Source organism: uncultured Nocardioides sp. (assembly GCF_902805925.1).
Taxonomy (GTDB): Bacteria; Actinomycetota; Actinomycetes; order Propionibacteriales; family Nocardioidaceae; genus Nocardioides.
Window position 1 is genome coordinate 1 of the sequence record NZ_CADCUP010000214.1, and the last position, 15,718, is coordinate 15,718.

Sequence of the window (15,718 nt, forward strand, 5' to 3'; positions counted from 1 at the left end):
ACATCCCCGGCAACGCCACGTTCTCCGCGACGGCGGCCGACTACTACACGATCCGCTTCTGACCCGTTACCTGCCGGGACCACGAGCACCCGGGGCCCCGCCCGCTCCACACGGAGCGGGCGGGGCCCCTCCGTATGCACACCTTCACGGGCACCGACTCACTGCTCCGGCTCCCGGGGGCGAGGGACGAGCGGGCCCGTCATCGTGCCGCGGAGCCGGTGGACCACGGCCACGGCGGCGAGCTGGGAGCTGACCCCGAGCTTGCGTCGCATCGACTTGATGTGGCTGTTGATCGTCGCCTCGGTGATGCCGAGCTCGGCTCCGATCTCGCTGACGAGACAGCCCCGCGACAACAGCTCGAGCACCCGCCGCTCGCGGGGGGAGAGCAGTGCCATCCGGGCTCGGAGCTCGTCGTCCTCGACCAGCCACCGCTCCCACTCGCCCAGGAGGAGGGACCGTCGCGTCTCGGGCATCGGCGACCCGCCCGCGAGCAGGGTGGCCACCACGGCGTGCACCTCGTCCAGGGACGACTGCGTCGACATCAGGGCCGCGGCGCCGCTCACGAGCAACGCCCCCCAGCCCGGCCCCTCGGGATGGTTGGTCAGCACCAGGAACCGAGCCGACGACTGCTCTATCAGTGACTGCGTGGCCACCACGGAGTCATGGTCCTCCAGGTCGTCGAGGAGCAGCACCACGTCGTTTCCGGTGAGGTCCTGGGTGGCGCGACGCACCCCCTCGCCCCAGCTCATGGTCTCCGCCTCGACTCCTCGACCGAGGAGCGCCGCACCGACCGTCTGCGACATCAGCTGGAGTCGCGACAGGACGAGGACCAGACCGACCGGGGTCACCGCCCCGAGGTCGCTCTGCTCACCCGCGCTGGTGTATCTCATGGGGTCCGTCCTCCCGCTGGGACCGGACGTGTCGTCACGTCAATGCACACCATGCACCACCACGGCGCCGGCGCAAGTGCCACGTCACCGAAGTGCTCGCAATTGGGGATGTCCGACCGTGGTCGCCAGGGGCGCCACACCCTTCTAGGCCACTGTGCCCCATATTGAGTATCCGGTCCGGATCGGGTGCGGCGCGCACGCGCACTGGCTTAGAGTGGCGTAGCGGCCCGCCGGGGGCCGCGACCCACGGCCTTCCAGTGGAGCGCCGTGCACATCGGTCGAGACGGGCGGGGCTTGACACGAAGGGCAGCGGGGCACGGCATGCGAGATCTGACGACGGACCACGTCCTCAGCGGCCCCCCGTGGCTCATCCCCGCACCCACCGGAGCCCGGAAGGATGGCCATGTCTGCGACTCCGGTCGTTCGGCTTAGCACCCGGGTCCTCATCATCGAGGACCACGTGCTGTTCGCCGAGTCCCTCGAGCTTGCCCTGTCCCTCGAGGGCTACGACGTGCGCACGCTCGCCCTGCCCGAGGTCGGGGGGTCCATGTCCACCCTTCGCTCCACGGCCCTGCGCAGCAACCCCCGCATCGTGCTGCTGGACCTGGACCTGGGCCGCTTCGGCGACGGCATGTCGCTGATCGCTCCCCTGGCCCGGGCAGGTGCCAACGTCGTCGTGGTGACCGCGTCGACCGACCGCGGACGCTGGGGGGCATGTGTCCGGCAGGGTGCGCGCAAGATCCTCCCGAAGGTCAGGCCGTTGCAGGAGATCCTGAGCGTCGTGCGCCGGCTCCACCAGGGACTGCCCGTGATGGCGCCCGACGAGCTCGAGTCGCTGCTCGACGCCTGGCGCAGCGAGCGGGCGGTCACCGATGACATGCGGCGCCGGCTCGAGCTCCTCACGCCTCGCGAGAAGCAGGTCCTCGGCTACCTGATCGAGGGGCACAACGTCCGGGAGATCGCCCGGCTCGGCGTGGTCTCCGAGGCCACGGTTCGCTCCCAGGTCAAGTCGATCCTGAGCAAGCTCGAGGTGACCTCGCAGCTGGCGGCCGTCGGCCTGGCCCACCACGTGTACTGGCAGCCCGCGACCTGATCCCGGCGGGCCCTGCCGGGCCCCGCCGGGTGCGGGCCGGCGGCTACCAGCCCCAGGCCTCGCCGAGACGCAGCCCCAGGGTGCGTTCCAGCGCCTGGATCTCGGGCGCCAGCGCGTTCCTCACCGTGATGACGTCGGCCGGGTCGGGACGCACGGCAGCGCGGTCCAGAGGGCGGTAGAGCGCCCGCTGGACCAGCGGGGAACGCTTGACCCTCCCCACGACCGTGGCGCCGTCGTGCAGCCGTACCCAGTCCGCGCTCCGACGGGCCATCGAGGCGAGGCGCACCGACCGGGCCCGGGCGGCGGGAAGCCGTGCCTCGAGGTCCTTGCTCTCCAACGGGAGGCGGCCGATGTCCAGGAAGTCGGTGACGGAGTCGAGGAACGCCTGCGGGTCGGCCGCCAGGTCGTCGAAGAGGGCGACGTGCACCATCTCGCGAGGCAGCCGCTGCAGGAAGCGGTCGAGACCGGTGGCGTACCGGCCGTGCTCGAGGAGCTCGGGGCGGCTGTGCAGCGCCTCCCCGAAGCTGTCCGGGCCGATCCCGTGCTTGCGCATGTAGAGGTAGGACGACCAGGCGCGCTCCACCGGGTCCCGCAGCGACACCATGATCCGCACCGGTCCGAGGGTCTCGTGGATGCGGTCCGCCGCCTCGGGGTGGAACAGGTAGTCCTGGCACACCTCGCCGACGATGCGCTCGTCCCGCGCATCGCGGAACTGGGAGGCGTACCACTCCAGTCCGCGGTCGTAGTAGCGGTCGAAGAAGTAGAGGTCCTTGGCCGGCGTCAGGTAGACGTCGGGGTGCTTGAGCAGCACCTCGTGCAGCCACGACGACCCCGCCTTGTCGGGGCCGACGTAGAGGAAGTTGGGCAGCCGGCTCATGACAGCCCCCGTCCGAGGCGACGCGACAACGACAGCATGCGGCGGGGCTCGATGCCGGGACCGGCGACCGCGAGCGCCAGCCAGGCATGGGGTGCGGCGGGGTAGCGGGACAGCGCCCTGCCGGCGATGCGCGCGCCCCGACCACGTTCGCCGGCCGCGGCCCGGGCGTAGGCGATCTGGCCGAGCATCCGGGCATGGCCGCGTCGACGGTCCCGGAAGTCGGGATGCTTCTCGAGCAGGTACTCCAGCGCGGTGGCGGTGTTGAGCCAGCGGTCCCGGAACCAGGAGGGGATGTCCTTGCGGATGTCGGCCAGGATCTCCTGGACCGCACCGACGGAGCCCACCCGGCTCGCCCGGAGCAGCCAGTCGTAGTCCTCCCCGTGGCCGAAGGGCAGCTCCTCGTCGTACAGCCCCGCGACGTCGAAGGCTGAGCGCCGCATCATCAGGGTCGAGCTGTGCAGCTCCTTGACGCGGTTCTCCAGCAGTCGCTCGTGGGTGACGATGGGCTCGCGCGCCGGCCACTCGACGTCGCCGCGCTCGCCCATGAGCAGCCGGATCCCGGCGCCGACGGCCAGCAGGTCGGGGTCCGCGAGGAGCCGCTGGACCTGCAGACGCACCTTGGCCGGGTACCACAGGTCGTCGTCGTCGCAGCTGGCCACGAAGGCGCCCTGCGACGCCAGGACGCCGGTGTTGCGGGCGCCGCACAGGCCTCCGGTGCGGGTGTTCACCATGGGGACGACCTGCCGGCCCGGCCGGGACAGCTCGGCCAGCGTCTGGTCGGCCTCCTCGCGGTCGTGGACTACGAAGACCTCCAGCGGACCGGCGTAGTCCTGGGCGACGATGGCGGCCAGCGTCTCCAGCAGCAGGGCCGGACGGCCGCGCGTGGGGATCACGACGGTCACCAGTGGGGTGTCGTCCGCCGTCGGGTCTGCGGACTCGGGTCCGGTTCGGGTCACGTGTGGCTCCTCGTGTGATGTCGATCGGGTCTGGGCGGGCGGAACGGCGCCCGCGAGCGCGGGATAACCGTAGGCGCGGAGCAGGGGGGCGGTCAGGGTGGTGACCACGGTGCGATCGGCCGCGGGCATCTGGGTGGTCCAGCGGTCGTCGCGACGCAGCTCGATGGAGCCGGACCGGAACCGCCCCGGGTTCCCCGACAGCCCGTGGCTCGGGCCGAGCACGATCCGGCCCTCCTCCACGCTCGGGAGGTCACCGGTGGTGAGCGTCAGCCCGAGCTCTCCGGTGGCGGAGACCAGGGTCTGGACCGGGTCGGTCACGAAGTCCTCGTAGCGCAGGCGCGCGAACGGCACGCCGCCCCGGGTGGCGATCGCCGCCATCTCGAGCTGCAGCGCACTCCACTGGGCGGCCGACCGGTGCGCGGGGATGCGCCACATCTCCTCGGCGCCGGCTCCGGTGTGGGGCCGCTCGACGTGACGCTGCCAGGACCAGGCGACGGCCCGGGGATCGCGCACCACGTTGAGCATCCGCAGGTCCACCCCCGGCGCGCCGGCGAGCGCGAGCCCGAAGGCCGGCCCCTTCGAGGCGTCGACGACCACCTCGGCGCCGGTCACCTCGGCCACGGCGTGGTAGATCCGCTGGTAGTCGGCGCGCAGCGCGGTCAGCGACCGCGAGGGCGGCAGGCCGCCGAGCATCCCGGGCAGGTGCCGCTGCCGGGCAGCGGCCCGCTGGAGCCGGGTCAGCCGGTCGAGCACCTCGGGGCTCCACCCTCCGAACGCGACCTCGCCGACGGCCGTCCACACCGGACAGGTCGAGAAGGTCGCGCCGCAGCCGCACAGCTCGTCGGCGGGTGCGACGGACCTGGCGAGGTCGACCAGCTCACCGATGTTGACCCACCCCTGGGCAGCGCCGAGCACGCGCTCGACCAGCGTCGACCCGGAGCGGCCGAAGCCCCCCAGGTACAGCACGGTGGTGCGTGACACGTCTCTCCCCCTTGTGCCCCATGGATCAGTGATCGCCGCAGCGGCAGCGGTCGCTCCCACATCCTGTGGCCCCATCGCCAGGTTTTAGGCCGAATGCGGGAAAACGTCCCCCATTCGGGGTAGGTCACCGCGCGTTGCGGAGCAGTCGACGCAGACGGCGCGACCGGAGGGCGAGGACCTCGTCGAGCTCGGCGGCGGCCCGGGCGCGGGCCTCGTCGCGCAGCCGGCTGGTCGTCGCTGCGGCGTGCACGAGCCGGCCAGGGACCAGAGCGTCCTCCAGTGTGTCGTGGAAGGACTCGACCGACGAGACGACCTGCACGACACCCGACGCTCCGGCGAAGGAGGCGAAGCGCTGCTGGTGACCGTCCACGTGCTCGCCCAGACGTGGGTCCCGTGGCATGCACAGCGGCACGTGCCCGGCAGCCCGCGCATCGGTGATGGTGCCCGGGCCACCGTGGCACACGACCACCGCAGCCTCCGCGACGAGCGCGACAAGCCGGTCGTGGGCGAGGAACGCGTGCCCCTCGGCCACCTGTGGTGGCCTCGTCGCCCCGTGCTGCACCACGAAGCGCACGTCTTTGCGGCGGGCAGCTGCCGCGTCGATCCAGTCCACCATCCGGTCGAACGGGTGGTGGTCGGTGCCGGCGAGTGCGATGACCAGCGGCGGCGTCATAGCAGGGGCCCGACCAGTCGCGCGTCGGGGTAGAACTCCAGCTGGCTCTGCCACTGGACGATGCGTCGCGTCGTGAACGGCCCGCACAGCCGTCCGGTCATGGTCGCACTGTCGAACCGGTCGTAGACCTCGATGAACACGGTGGGGATGTCCAGCGCCCTCGCCGCGACGAAGAACGGCACGGCGACCCCGGCGCCGGCGCTCACCACGATCGACGGGCGCTCCCGTCGCAGCACCCGCACCGCCAGCACCGCGTTGCGCACCAGGTTCGGCAGGTGGCGGGTGGTGGGCGAGAACGATCTCACCACCCGCTCGCCCTCGAGCCTGTCGACGACATCGGGGGTGTCGGGACACACCCACAGGCGGTCACGGTCCTCCCACCAGGAGCGCAGCGCCAGCAGGTGCGCGAGGTGGCCTCCCTGGCTGCTCACCAGGAGCACGGGGCCGGTCGGGCCGGCGTCTGCGGCTGGGGTGTTCTTCATGGTCTCGGCATCCTCGTCGAGGGGAGTGGCGGCTGGAGGACGTGGCGGAGAAATTCCCAGTTATTGGGTATGTCGCGCCCTTGAACAGTACGCGCCCCAGAGGCCGCCCGCAGTCCACGCCGTGGACGACCAGTGTACGAGAGTCCCGCCCGGGCCCACCGGGGGTCGGCTACCTTTGGCCCCATGGTGATCGCCCGTCGCGACTTCCTGCGCGCCGGAGCGGCTGTCGCAGCCTCCGTCGCACTCTCCTCCTGCTCCTCCTCGCGACCGGGCACGACCGCGACGATGCCCACCCGCGCGCCGCGTCCCACCCCCTCGACTCCCCCGCCCTCCCCTCGCGCGCCCTCGGGGCCGGTGCCGTTCTACGCCTACCCCGAGCCGGGCAGCCTCTACTTCGGGGCCTCCGTGCCCTACCACCGCTCGCTCGACGCCTGGGAGCGCGACCTCGGCACCAAGCTCGCGCTCAACCGGTCCTACTTCGACCCCCAGCGCAAGAACGAGCCGATCCAGCTCGTGCACCGGTGCCGCGACGACCTGGCCCACGGCCGGCTGCCCCACGTCTCGACGAAGCCACCCGGCACCTGGCAGGCCGTGGCCGCCGGTGCGGCGGACGACTGGCTCGCCAGCATGTTCCGCCCGCTGGGAGAGGCCGGCGGCGCCGTCGTCTTCACGCTGCACCACGAGCCCGAGAACGACGCCGGGCCGCCGGGGATGCAGCCGAGGGACTTCGTGGCGATGCAGCACCACGCGATGGACCTGGCCGCCGAGCTGGCGCCGCAGGTGACCGTCGTCCCGGTGCTGCAGCAGTGGACGTTCGACCTCGTGCGCAACGACGTCGACCCCTCGGCGTGGATCGTCCCCCGCGCGGCCGTGATGGGGCTCGACGTCTACAACCCGTGGTCGCCCAGCAACGGCAAGCCCTGGCGCAGCTTCGGCAGCAAGACGGACGAGGCGAAGAGCTGGCTCGGCGACATCCCCATCGCCATCGGCGAGTACGGCTGTCGCGAGGATCCCGACAGCCCCGGTCTGGCTGCCGAGTGGCTGCGCGACGCGGCGCAGTATGCGCGGGAGAACAACATCGTCTCGATGTCCTACTTCAACTCCGACCTGAACGCCCCCGAAGGCACCTGGGAGCTCCGCGGCAGTGCGGAGCGGACGTTCGCCGAGCTGCTGGCCTCCGACTGGGTGGTCCGCCCGGTCTGACGCGTCAGGCCGGGGGCCCGATCGTGAGATACACGTCGTCGACCCGGCCGTGGAACTGGTCGTCCTGGTCGCTCACGCCCGGGCTGCCGATGCGCACCGGCCACTCGTTGCTCACCGACGCCGTCGACCCCTCGACCCGGTCGACGACGCCGTCGACGTCGATCTCGACGCCCGTCGCGTCGCGCCGGCAGGCCACCCGGTGCCACGTGGAGTCGGCGACCGAGACGCTGGACCGCACGATCAGCTGGTCGTCCCCCGACCGCACGACGCAGCTCGGCTCGCCCTCGGTGCTGTCGACCTGCAGCTTCCAGAGCCCGCCCTCGGTGCCGTACCGCCCGCGTTGCACGATGTTCGACCCCTTCGTGGTCTGGTCCGGGTTGAGCCACACGGCGGCGCCGAACTCGAAGTCGTTGGTCCCCGGGTCCAGTGCCGGGTCCGGTGCGACCTCCAGCATGGCGCGCGGACACCCGGTGGTCGCCGCGCACTGCTCGGGGAAGCCGAGCGCGTCACCGCGCCCACCGACTCCCTCGACCACCTCGACCGCTCCGTCGTTCGCGGTCACCACCAGGCCGACGAAGGGGCCCCCCGCGGCGTCCTGGTACTCCGTGTCGCCCTCGAAGGTGAGGTCCTCCTCCTCGAAGGAGAGCCACAGCGCGGCGTCGGACAGGTCGACGGCTGACGGGGCCGGCGCCGGCGGGTCGGTCCGGGCCTCGTCGCGCCCTCCGCCGGCACAGCCGCCGGCGGCGCACGCCAGCACCACCGCCGACACCGCCAGGAACACGCTGGACCGCAGCCGGGCCCCCCGTCCTGCTGCTGGCACGGCGTTCTCCTCACACTCTTTACCCCCAATTTGGGGATGGAATCTCGCAGTTGACACCTTGTTCCCCTCGCGCGGTTAACGTTGTCCAGCAACCCGTCCGACCATCAGCGGCATCGGGTGCTCGACATGTCCGGGGGGACGTTTTGAAGGTGCTCTACATCGTAGGCGTGGGCCGATCAGGCAGCACCCTCCTGGAGCGGATGCTCGGCGCCGTACCCGGATCTGTCAACGCCGGTGAGCTGAACGCCATCTTCTCCCGGGTGGCGACGCAGGACCAGCGTTGCGGCTGCGGCGAGCCCTTCTCCGTCTGCCCCTTCTGGACCGAGGTCGGCGAGCACGCCTTCGGCGGCTGGTCGGCGGTGACCGAGCGGATGGCCCACCTGCAGCCGCGGGTGGTCCGGCAGCGCCACGTCCCCCGCATGCTGACCGGGTCCGGCGCGGCCTACCAGCGCGAGCTCGCGGAGTACCTCGACGTCCACGAGCGGCTCTACCGCTCGGTCTCGGCGGTCTCAGGGGCCGAGGTCGTCGTGGACGCGAGCAAGTCGACCGCCCAGCTCTTCGCGCTGCGCCGCATCGAGGGCCTCGACCTGCGCGTGATCAACCTGGTCCGCGACTCCCGCGGGGTGGCCAGCTCCTGGAGCAAGACCGGCATCCGCAAGCCGCAGTCCACCGACGGTGCGATGATGGGCACCTACTCCCCGCACCGGATCGCCGTGCTCTGGACCGCGCTGCAGCTGGAGTCCAGCCTGCTGGGAGCAGCCTCGCCGTACGCGACCCGGGTGCGCTACGAGGACCTGGTGAGCGCGCCGCGGCGGACGCTGGAGCAGGCCCTGCGCGACGTCGGGATGCCGCCGGGCGAGGGTGCCCTCGACCACGTCGGCGAGCGCAGCGTCACCCTGGGCCCCAGCCACGGGGTCGCGGGCAGCCGGACCCGCTTCACCGCCGGCCGCGTCGACCTGGCGGTGGACGACGCCTGGCGCAGCTCCCTGCCGACGGGTGCGCGGCGCGTCGTCACCGCGGTGACCCTCCCCCAGCTCCTGCGGTACGGCTACGTCCGGCCCGGCTCGCGCACTGCTCCCACCAGGACCGCCTGATGACCCAGACCGCCCCCCTGCCGGCCAGGGCCGCTCCGAGCGGTCCCCGCTACCTCAAGCCCGGATGGCCCCTGGCCGTGCTGTACCTCGGGTTCCCGCTCTGGTGGGCGCTCGGCTTCGCCCAGCTCATCTTCTTCGCGATGGCGGCCGCGATGGCGGTCATCCTGCACCGCCAGGGCAACCTGCGGGTGCCGCACGGCTTCGCGATCTGGGTGCTCTTCATGGCCTGGATGCTGGCCGGGGTGTTCCTGATCCGCGCCACCGCGCCCGGGACCGTGCCCGGCGGCGGTCTGGGACGACTCGCCGGCTTCTCCGTGTGGGCCGCCTGGTACGTCGCGGTGACGATCGCCATGCTGTACGTCGCGAACACGGCACGCCAGGTGTCGACCCTGCGCATCGTGCGGCTGCTGGGGGCCATGTTCGTGGTGACGACCGCCTTCGGCGTGCTCGCCGTGCTGGTCCCCACGCTCGACTTCAAGTCGCCGATGGAGCTGCTGCTGCCGCGCAGCCTCGTCTCGACGAACTTCGTCCGCACCCTCGTCCACCCCTCGCTGTCCTCGTCCAGCGACTTCCTCGGCTACGTGCAGCCCCGACCGACCGCACCCTTCCCCTACTCCAACGCCTGGGGCAACAACCTCGCCCTCTACCTGCCCTTCTTCATGCTGGCGTGGTTCGGGCGCGACGCGGGGTGGCGCCGCAAGGTGGGGCCGCTGGTGCTCCTCGCGGCGGTCTTCCCCATCACCTTCTCCCTCAACCGCGGCCTCTGGGCGTCGCTGGCCGTGGCCGCCCTCTACGCCGCGTTCCGGCTCGCCGCCAACGGCCGCGTCCGCGCGCTGCAGGCCCTGGTCGTCGCCGTGGTCGTCGGCGGCATCGTCTTCGTCTCCTCACCCCTGTACGACACGCTGCTCCTGCGGGTCGAGACCCCGCACAGCAACGAGCGCCGGGCCGGCACCGCGGGGACGGTCGTGTCGACCACGGCCGAGGGCTCGCCGGTGGTGGGCTACGGCACCACGCGCACCATGCAGGGCAGCTTCAGCTCCCTGGCCGGCGGTGGGACCGAGCAGTGCCGCCAGTGCGCTCCCCCGCCACTGGGGACCCAGGGGTTCATGTGGCGGCTGGTGCTCACCACGGGCTTCGGCGGCACGGTGCTGTGCCTCTCGTTCTTCGCCCTGCAGTTCCTGCGCAGGGCGCGGGGACCGTCACCGCTGGATGTCACGACCTGCACGGTCCTGCTGGTCGCCGGGCTGTGCTTCTTCGTCTACGACTCGCTCGGCTCGGCGATGTTCACCGCGATGATCGCGATCGGTCTGATGGCCCGCAGCGACCAGCTCGAGGCCGAGGGGGCGACACCATGAGGGCGTCGACCGATGCGTCCGCGTCGTACGCCGTCGAGGTCGCGCGCCTGCTGTGGCCCGAGCCGTGGGACACCCCCCACGTCACGCGCAGCAGGCACCGCAGCGGACTGCCGCACCGCGATGCCTACGTCTTCCCCAGCGAGCGCCGACCGCGCCTGCTGGTCCCTGCCGACGTGCCGGGCTCCTCGAGCATGCTCCAGCGGCTCGGCAGCGGCCGGGGCCGGCTCGCCGGTCCGGTGCGCGACCTGCTGGAGCGCGCGGTCCGCACCCGCGCGTTCGCCCTGACCCGGTGGCCGATGCTGCGCGTCCCGGGCTCGGACGGCACGGCCGACTCCATCGAGACCCACCTCGCCGAGTGCTTCGGGACGCCCGTCCGGGTCGGCGTCATGCTCGGGACCCGACGGGTCAACCAGAAGCCGGTGCTGCAGGTCTTCGACCTCACGGGTCGGCTCCTGGGCTACGCCAAGGTCGGTCACAACGACCTGACCGCTGCTCTCGTACGCCGCGAGGCCGACGCCCTCGCCACGATCGGCGACCTCCGCCCGCGCACCTTCGCGATCCCCCGGCTGATCCACCACGGTCGGTGGAACGGCCTGGAGGTGCTCGTCATCTCGGCGCTGCCGGTCGACGCTCGTCGTCGGGTGGCACCCGCCACGCGCGAGGCGGCGATGCGCGAGGTCGTGCAGCTCGCGGGCATCACCAGGACTGCCCTGGGCACGAGTGCCTACTGGGCCAGGGTGCGCGACTCCGCCGACCTGCTCGCCCCCGAGCCGCTGGGCCCGCGGCTGCGGGCGGCGACCGACACCGTCCAGCGTCTCCACGGCGACCAGGCCCTCGTGCTGGGCGGGTGGCACGGCGACTGGGGCCACTGGAACATGGGCATGGGTGACGGCGTCCTGCAGGTGTGGGACTGGGAGCGCTACGACCCCGCGGTCCCGGTCGGCTTCGACGCACTGCACTTCGCCGCCCAGGCCGTGCGTCCGGGTGAGCCCGAGGCACGGCGCCAGGAGGAGACCTTCCTGCAGTCCGTCCCCGAGACGCTCGCGCAGGCGGGGGTCGAGCCGGAGCTGCACGAGCTGACGCTGCGGCTCTACCTGCTCGAGATCTCCGCGCGCTACGTCGACGCGTTGACCCACGGAGCCACCCCCGCGCTGCAGCGTCGTACCGACTGGACACTGTCGCTCCTCGAGCGCACCCCGGACCAGCACCCCCCATCCTCGAGAGGACGATCATGAGCATCCGCACCGCCGCACCCCACCCCGTCAAGACCCTGGGACGCGCGGTCTCGACCCGGGTGGGCACGGTCACGTCGAGCCGGCGTCAGCTTCCGTCGTTCATCCTCGTCGGCGCGCAGCGCGCGGGCACCACCTCGTTCTTCCGCGCGCTCCAGTCCCACCCGCTGGTCCACTCCGCGAACTACCACAAGGGCGTCAACTACTTCGACGTCAACTACGACAAGGGCCCGGCGTGGTACCAGGGCCACTTCCCGACGACGGCGTCCCTGCTCAGGCGCACCCGCGACGTCAGCGGCGACCCCGTCACGTTCGAGGCGAGCGGCTACTACATGTTCCATCCCCGGGCCGCGGAGCGGATGGCCCGTGACCTCCCCGACGTCCGCATCCTGATGATGCTCCGCGACCCGGTCGAGCGCGCCTACTCGGCCTGGAAGCACGAGCTGGCGCGGGGGTTCGAGACCGAGTCCTTCGAGCGCGCCCTGGAGCTGGAGGAGGACCGACTGGCCGGCGAGGTGGAGCGGATGTGCGCCGACGACGCCTACCAGAGCAGCAGGCACCGCCACCAGGCCTACCGGCTCAGGGGCCAGTACGACGAGCAGCTGCTGCGCCTGCGGGGCTTCTTCCCCGCCGACCGTATCCACGTGATCGAGAGCGAGTCCTTCTTCGAGCAGCCGGAGACGACCTACGGCGGCGTACTGGACTTCCTGCAGCTCCCCCGCACGATGCCCGACCGCTTCGACCGCTGGAACGGCCGGCCCAGCTCCCCCATGCCGGACTCGACGCGCGAGGCGCTGCACGAGCACTTCGCGCCCCACGACCGGGCGCTGGCCGAGCTCCTGGGGCGGGAGCCCGCATGGCTGTCCTGAGCCGCGGCTCAGAGCTGCCGCTCTGGTCCGACTACACCTCGTTCCTGCGCCGGCACCGGCTCCGCATCGGTGCGCTGGTGGTCGCCGGGCTGCTCATCGGCCTCGCCGTCTCGTTCACCCAGCCGAGCACCTACTCCTCCACGGCGTCCGTCTCGCTCGCTCCGGTGCCCAAGTACGTCCTCCCCACGGGCGCCGGCCTGACGCCGCCGGCGGTCAGCATCGACACCGATGCCCAGCTGCTCGCCAGCCCCGAGGTGCTGCGGGCCGTCGCGGACGCGCTCGGCACCGACACCGACCAGGCGAGGGAGAGCCTGTCGGTGACGGCGTCACCCAACAGCCACGTCCTGCACGTGACCGTGACCGCACCGACCGCTCCGGCCGCCGCCGGGGCCGCCGACGCCGCCGCCGCGTCGTTGGTGCGCGTGCGGCGCAACGCGCTGGGAGGGCTGCGCCTCGACCAGCTCCGCCTGCTGCGCCTCTGGCTCGGCGGCCAGGAGGACATCCTGGCCAAGGAGCAGAGGCGGGGCGTGGTCATCCCCGCGTCCAGCGAGCAGTTCGCCAACGTCGTCGCGGTCCGCGCCGGGCTCCAGGAGCTCGAGGAGGCCCGTCTCGCGCCCGGCGAGGTGGTCAACCCGGCCCTGCCGGCGATCCAGCCGGACCACGCCAACCGTGAGGTCGCACTGACCTCCGGGGCGATGCTCGGGCTGCTCGCCGGATGGCTGCTCGGAGCCCACATCGACCGCAGGCGAATGCTTGCCCCCGTGTCGCCGGCACTGTCGCCAGCACCACGATCTCACCCACGGGGCACCGGCCACCTGCCGGCCGCCCTCACTCCGCAAGAGGATGCCCATCATGCAGTCTGACACCACGCCCGCCCCCACCGCCGCTCGCCCGCTGCTCGGCGCAGTCCGGCACCACGTCCTCGTGGTCGTCCTCTGCCTGATCGGCGGCCTCCTGATCGGGTGGCTGGCCGCCGCGGCCCGGCCCGCGACGTACGAGAGCACCGCGCACGTCCTGGTGAACCCGACCGTGGGCAACCCCTTCGCACCGACCCCGGTGTCGGTGCGCCAGGACGAGCTGACCAGTCTCGAGACCGAGGCGCAGGTGGCCCGCTCGGCCGAGGTGCTGGGCGAGGTCGCGGCGGAGAACCCGCCCCTCACCCTGCGGCAGCTGCAGAACGGCGCGAGCATCACCGTGCCTGCCAACACCCAGATCCTCCAGCTGTCCTACGCCGCAGCCGATCCCGACGTGGCCCAGCAGATCACCGACGCCTGGTCGGCCGCCTACCTGTCGAACCGCGACCGGCGCGCCGTCGAGGTGAACGCCGAGCGGATCACGCGGGTGGAGTCGCAGACCCAGACCGTGGTGGACGACCTCCGTGCCGCCACCACGGGCAGCCAGCGGGGCACCGCGGAGGAGCGTGCCTTCCAGCTGGAGCTGGCCGGCGCCCTGCGCAACGAGCTGGTGAGCCTCCGGGCCCAGCGCTCCTACCTCGAGAACAGCGATGCGCCCGCCGGGTCCGTCATCTCCTCGGCCTCGACCGCCACCGAGACCGACACGCTGACCCCCTTGCTGATGCTGGCCGGAGGTGCCCTCGGCGGACTTCTCCTCGGGTGCCTGATAGCCATCGCGCTGGAGCGCCTCACCGGTGTGGTCCGGTCCGCGCCGGAGGTGGAGGCCGCCGGCCTGCCGGTCCTGGCCGCCGTCCCGGCGCGAGGACTGGCCGCGACCCTGCGGCGGACGCCTTCGAGCACGGCCGTCGAAGCCACGATCCGACGGCTGCGCACCAGGATCCTGGACCGCGATCGGACAGCGAAGATCATCGCCGTGGCCCCCGCCGGCAGCCGGGGGCCCGAGACCGGGGTCTCCGAGGCCGTGGCCGAGTCGTTCGCCAAGGCCGGCCACCGGGTGGTCCTGGTCCGGGCCGGCGGCGCCACCGCCACCGATGGCCTCGGAGTCGAGGAGAGGGGCCTGGCCGAGGCACTGGTCCACGACCGTCTCAGGGTGCTGGAGATGCTGCAGCCGAGCGTCGAGCCCCTCCTGTGCCTGCTGCCGTGGGGCTCCAACCCCCAGAGCAGCGAGCTCCTCGATGCCGGCCGGCTCCGCACGGTGCTCAAGCCCCTGGTCGACGCCGGCCACCTCGTGGTCCTCCAGTCGCCGGGCATCGACACCGCCGAGGGCGAGGCCGTGGTGGGCGCCGCCGACCTGGGCCTCGTCGTGGTGACCACGGGCCGGACCCGGGCGCGCGACGTCACCCAGGCCACCACCCACATCGGCCCGAACGCGACCGCGCTGGCCGCCCTGGTGATCGACCGACGCAACTCGGTCGGCCGCACGCGGCAGGTCACCGCCGCCGACGCCCCTGACAGGGAGGACTCGGTCGCGCACGACCCGGCGACCCGGTCGCCGCGATGACGTCAGCCGCGCCTGCCGAGGACTCCGACCACCGCGGGCAGCTGGAGAAGCTCGCGCGCCGGGGCAGCGCCAGCGTCGTGGGCGCCGCCTTCAGCGCCGTCTTCGGCGTGGTCCTGGTCGTCATCGTCACCAACGGCTTCTCCGCCACCCTGGCAGGCACGCTGTTCGCCGCGACGTCGGCGTTCCTCATCATCGAGGCCACCACGCTGCTCGGGACGGACACCGGGCTGGTGCGCTGGCTGCCCGCGCACCTGGCGTCCGGCCGCGGGCGCGACCTCCCGCGGACCCTCGTCGTGGCGTCGCTCCCGGTGCTCGTGCTGTCGCTCGGCGCAGCCGTGGGCCTGTACGCCGCCGCGCCGGCCCTGGGGCCCGCCATGGTCGGAGCGGACGCGGCATCGACCATGACCACCATGCTCCGGGCGCTGGCGCTCGTGCTGCCGGTCGCGGCCATGCACGATCTGGTGCTGGCGGCCACCCGGGGAGCGGGTTCGATGCGGCCGACGATCATGGTCGAGAACATCGGCCGGATCGGGTTGCAGGCCATGGCCGTGCTCGGCGTGTTCCTCGCCGGAGGGGGGCCCGTCGCACTCGCCCTGGCCTGGTCGCTGCCCTACGCGGCCGGACTCGCAGCGGGCACGTGGTGGCTGCGCCGCCAGGTGCTCCGGGCGACGACCGGGCAGGGTGCGCCCACGCCGTGGCATGAGCTCGCCCGCGAGTTCTGGGCCTACACGGCGCCGCGGGCCATCGCCCGCATCACGCAGACTGCGCTCAAGCGTTC

General features: G+C 72.5%; 15 protein-coding genes. 9 read left to right on the forward strand and 6 right to left on the reverse strand.

From position 1 onward, the window contains the following. Window positions 1–158: 158 nt before the first annotated feature. Complete coding sequence (locus QZX64_RS15565; protein ID WP_295661560.1) at window positions 159–890, reverse strand: LuxR C-terminal-related transcriptional regulator; 732 nt, start codon at window positions 888–890, stop codon at window positions 159–161. A 403-nt stretch (window positions 891–1,293) separates the two neighbouring features. Here QZX64_RS15565 and QZX64_RS15570 point away from each other — a divergent pair, with 403 nt between their 5' ends. Continuing rightward, entirely contained in the window at window positions 1,294–1,983 is a 690-nt protein-coding gene (locus tag QZX64_RS15570) for a LuxR C-terminal-related transcriptional regulator (RefSeq protein ID WP_295661562.1), read from the forward strand. Window positions 1,984–2,026: 43 nt separating this feature from the next. Here the strand turns inward: QZX64_RS15570 and QZX64_RS15575 are convergent, their stop codons facing one another. The 4 genes from QZX64_RS15575 to QZX64_RS15590 form a co-directional block, all read right to left on the reverse strand. After that, a complete protein-coding gene (locus QZX64_RS15575; protein ID WP_295661564.1) occupies window positions 2,027–2,860 on the reverse strand; it encodes a sulfotransferase in 834 nt (277 codons plus the stop codon). Then, a complete protein-coding gene (locus QZX64_RS15580; protein ID WP_295661566.1) occupies window positions 2,857–4,797 on the reverse strand; it encodes a glycosyltransferase family A protein in 1,941 nt (646 codons plus the stop codon). Before QZX64_RS15580 ends, QZX64_RS15575 begins: the two co-directional genes overlap by 4 nt. Before the next feature lie 124 nt (window positions 4,798–4,921). Further along, window positions 4,922–5,470 (reverse strand): glycosyltransferase, encoded by a 549-nt coding sequence (locus QZX64_RS15585; protein ID WP_295661568.1) that lies wholly within the window; start codon window positions 5,468–5,470, stop codon window positions 4,922–4,924. Continuing rightward, the gene (locus tag QZX64_RS15590; RefSeq protein WP_295661570.1) at window positions 5,467–5,952 is read right to left on the reverse strand and encodes a UDP-N-acetylglucosamine--LPS N-acetylglucosamine transferase; all 486 of its coding nucleotides are present in this window, start codon (window positions 5,950–5,952) and stop codon (window positions 5,467–5,469) included. The genes QZX64_RS15585 and QZX64_RS15590 overlap by 4 nt, the downstream gene beginning before the upstream one ends. A 183-nt stretch (window positions 5,953–6,135) precedes the next feature. Here QZX64_RS15590 and QZX64_RS15595 point away from each other — a divergent pair, with 183 nt between their 5' ends. After that, window positions 6,136–7,155 (forward strand): twin-arginine translocation signal domain-containing protein, encoded by a 1,020-nt coding sequence (locus QZX64_RS15595; protein WP_295661571.1) that lies wholly within the window; start codon window positions 6,136–6,138, stop codon window positions 7,153–7,155. Between the two features lie 4 nt (window positions 7,156–7,159). Here the strand turns inward: QZX64_RS15595 and QZX64_RS15600 are convergent, their stop codons facing one another. Next, entirely contained in the window at window positions 7,160–7,975 is an 816-nt protein-coding gene (locus tag QZX64_RS15600) for a LamG-like jellyroll fold domain-containing protein (RefSeq protein WP_295661573.1), read from the reverse strand. 149 nt (window positions 7,976–8,124) lie between these two features. Between QZX64_RS15600 and QZX64_RS15605 the strand changes: the two genes are divergently transcribed. The 7 genes from QZX64_RS15605 to QZX64_RS15635 form a co-directional block, all read left to right on the forward strand. After that, entirely contained in the window at window positions 8,125–9,069 is a 945-nt protein-coding gene (locus tag QZX64_RS15605; protein ID WP_295661575.1) for a sulfotransferase, read from the forward strand. After that, complete coding sequence (locus QZX64_RS15610) at window positions 9,069–10,424, forward strand: hypothetical protein (RefSeq protein WP_295661577.1); 1,356 nt, start codon at window positions 9,069–9,071, stop codon at window positions 10,422–10,424. The genes QZX64_RS15605 and QZX64_RS15610 overlap by 1 nt, the downstream gene beginning before the upstream one ends. Next, window positions 10,421–11,659: a hypothetical protein gene (locus QZX64_RS15615; protein WP_295661579.1), complete on the forward strand. Its 1,239-nt coding sequence runs from the start codon at window positions 10,421–10,423 to the stop codon at window positions 11,657–11,659. Before QZX64_RS15610 ends, QZX64_RS15615 begins: the two co-directional genes overlap by 4 nt. Next, entirely contained in the window at window positions 11,656–12,525 is an 870-nt protein-coding gene (locus QZX64_RS15620; protein ID WP_295661581.1) for a sulfotransferase, read from the forward strand. Before QZX64_RS15615 ends, QZX64_RS15620 begins: the two co-directional genes overlap by 4 nt. Next, on the forward strand, window positions 12,513–13,388 hold the full coding sequence (locus tag QZX64_RS15625) for a Wzz/FepE/Etk N-terminal domain-containing protein (protein ID WP_295661583.1): 876 nt from the start codon (window positions 12,513–12,515) through the stop codon (window positions 13,386–13,388). The genes QZX64_RS15620 and QZX64_RS15625 overlap by 13 nt, the downstream gene beginning before the upstream one ends. Continuing rightward, window positions 13,378–14,940 (forward strand): Wzz/FepE/Etk N-terminal domain-containing protein, encoded by a 1,563-nt coding sequence (locus tag QZX64_RS15630; protein WP_295661585.1) that lies wholly within the window; start codon window positions 13,378–13,380, stop codon window positions 14,938–14,940. Before QZX64_RS15625 ends, QZX64_RS15630 begins: the two co-directional genes overlap by 11 nt. Further along, the coding region (locus QZX64_RS15635) for a lipopolysaccharide biosynthesis protein (RefSeq protein ID WP_295661588.1) at window positions 14,937–15,718 on the forward strand (782 nt) is incomplete at its 3' end. The genes QZX64_RS15630 and QZX64_RS15635, both read left to right, overlap by 4 nt.

What these genes read in the sequence shown, in the direction of transcription:
- QZX64_RS15585 (WP_295661568.1), bottom strand. Translation starts at nt 5,470, where the DNA reads ATGACGCCGCCGCTGGTCATCGCACTCGCCGGCACCGACCACCACCCG.
- QZX64_RS15570 (WP_295661562.1), top strand. Translation starts at nt 1,294, where the DNA reads ATGTCTGCGACTCCGGTCGTTCGGCTTAGCACCCGGGTCCTCATCATC.
- QZX64_RS15630 (WP_295661585.1), top strand. Translation starts at nt 13,378, where the DNA reads ATGCAGTCTGACACCACGCCCGCCCCCACCGCCGCTCGCCCGCTGCTC.
- QZX64_RS15610 (WP_295661577.1), top strand. Translation starts at nt 9,069, where the DNA reads ATGACCCAGACCGCCCCCCTGCCGGCCAGGGCCGCTCCGAGCGGTCCC.
- QZX64_RS15620 (WP_295661581.1), top strand. Translation starts at nt 11,656, where the DNA reads ATGAGCATCCGCACCGCCGCACCCCACCCCGTCAAGACCCTGGGACGC.
- QZX64_RS15565 (WP_295661560.1), bottom strand. Translation starts at nt 890, where the DNA reads ATGAGATACACCAGCGCGGGTGAGCAGAGCGACCTCGGGGCGGTGACC.
- QZX64_RS15575 (WP_295661564.1), bottom strand. Translation starts at nt 2,860, where the DNA reads ATGAGCCGGCTGCCCAACTTCCTCTACGTCGGCCCCGACAAGGCGGGG.
- QZX64_RS15615 (WP_295661579.1), top strand. Translation starts at nt 10,421, where the DNA reads ATGAGGGCGTCGACCGATGCGTCCGCGTCGTACGCCGTCGAGGTCGCG.
- QZX64_RS15595 (WP_295661571.1), top strand. Translation starts at nt 6,136, where the DNA reads ATGGTGATCGCCCGTCGCGACTTCCTGCGCGCCGGAGCGGCTGTCGCA.
- QZX64_RS15590 (WP_295661570.1), bottom strand. Translation starts at nt 5,952, where the DNA reads ATGAAGAACACCCCAGCCGCAGACGCCGGCCCGACCGGCCCCGTGCTC.
- QZX64_RS15625 (WP_295661583.1), top strand. Translation starts at nt 12,513, where the DNA reads ATGGCTGTCCTGAGCCGCGGCTCAGAGCTGCCGCTCTGGTCCGACTAC.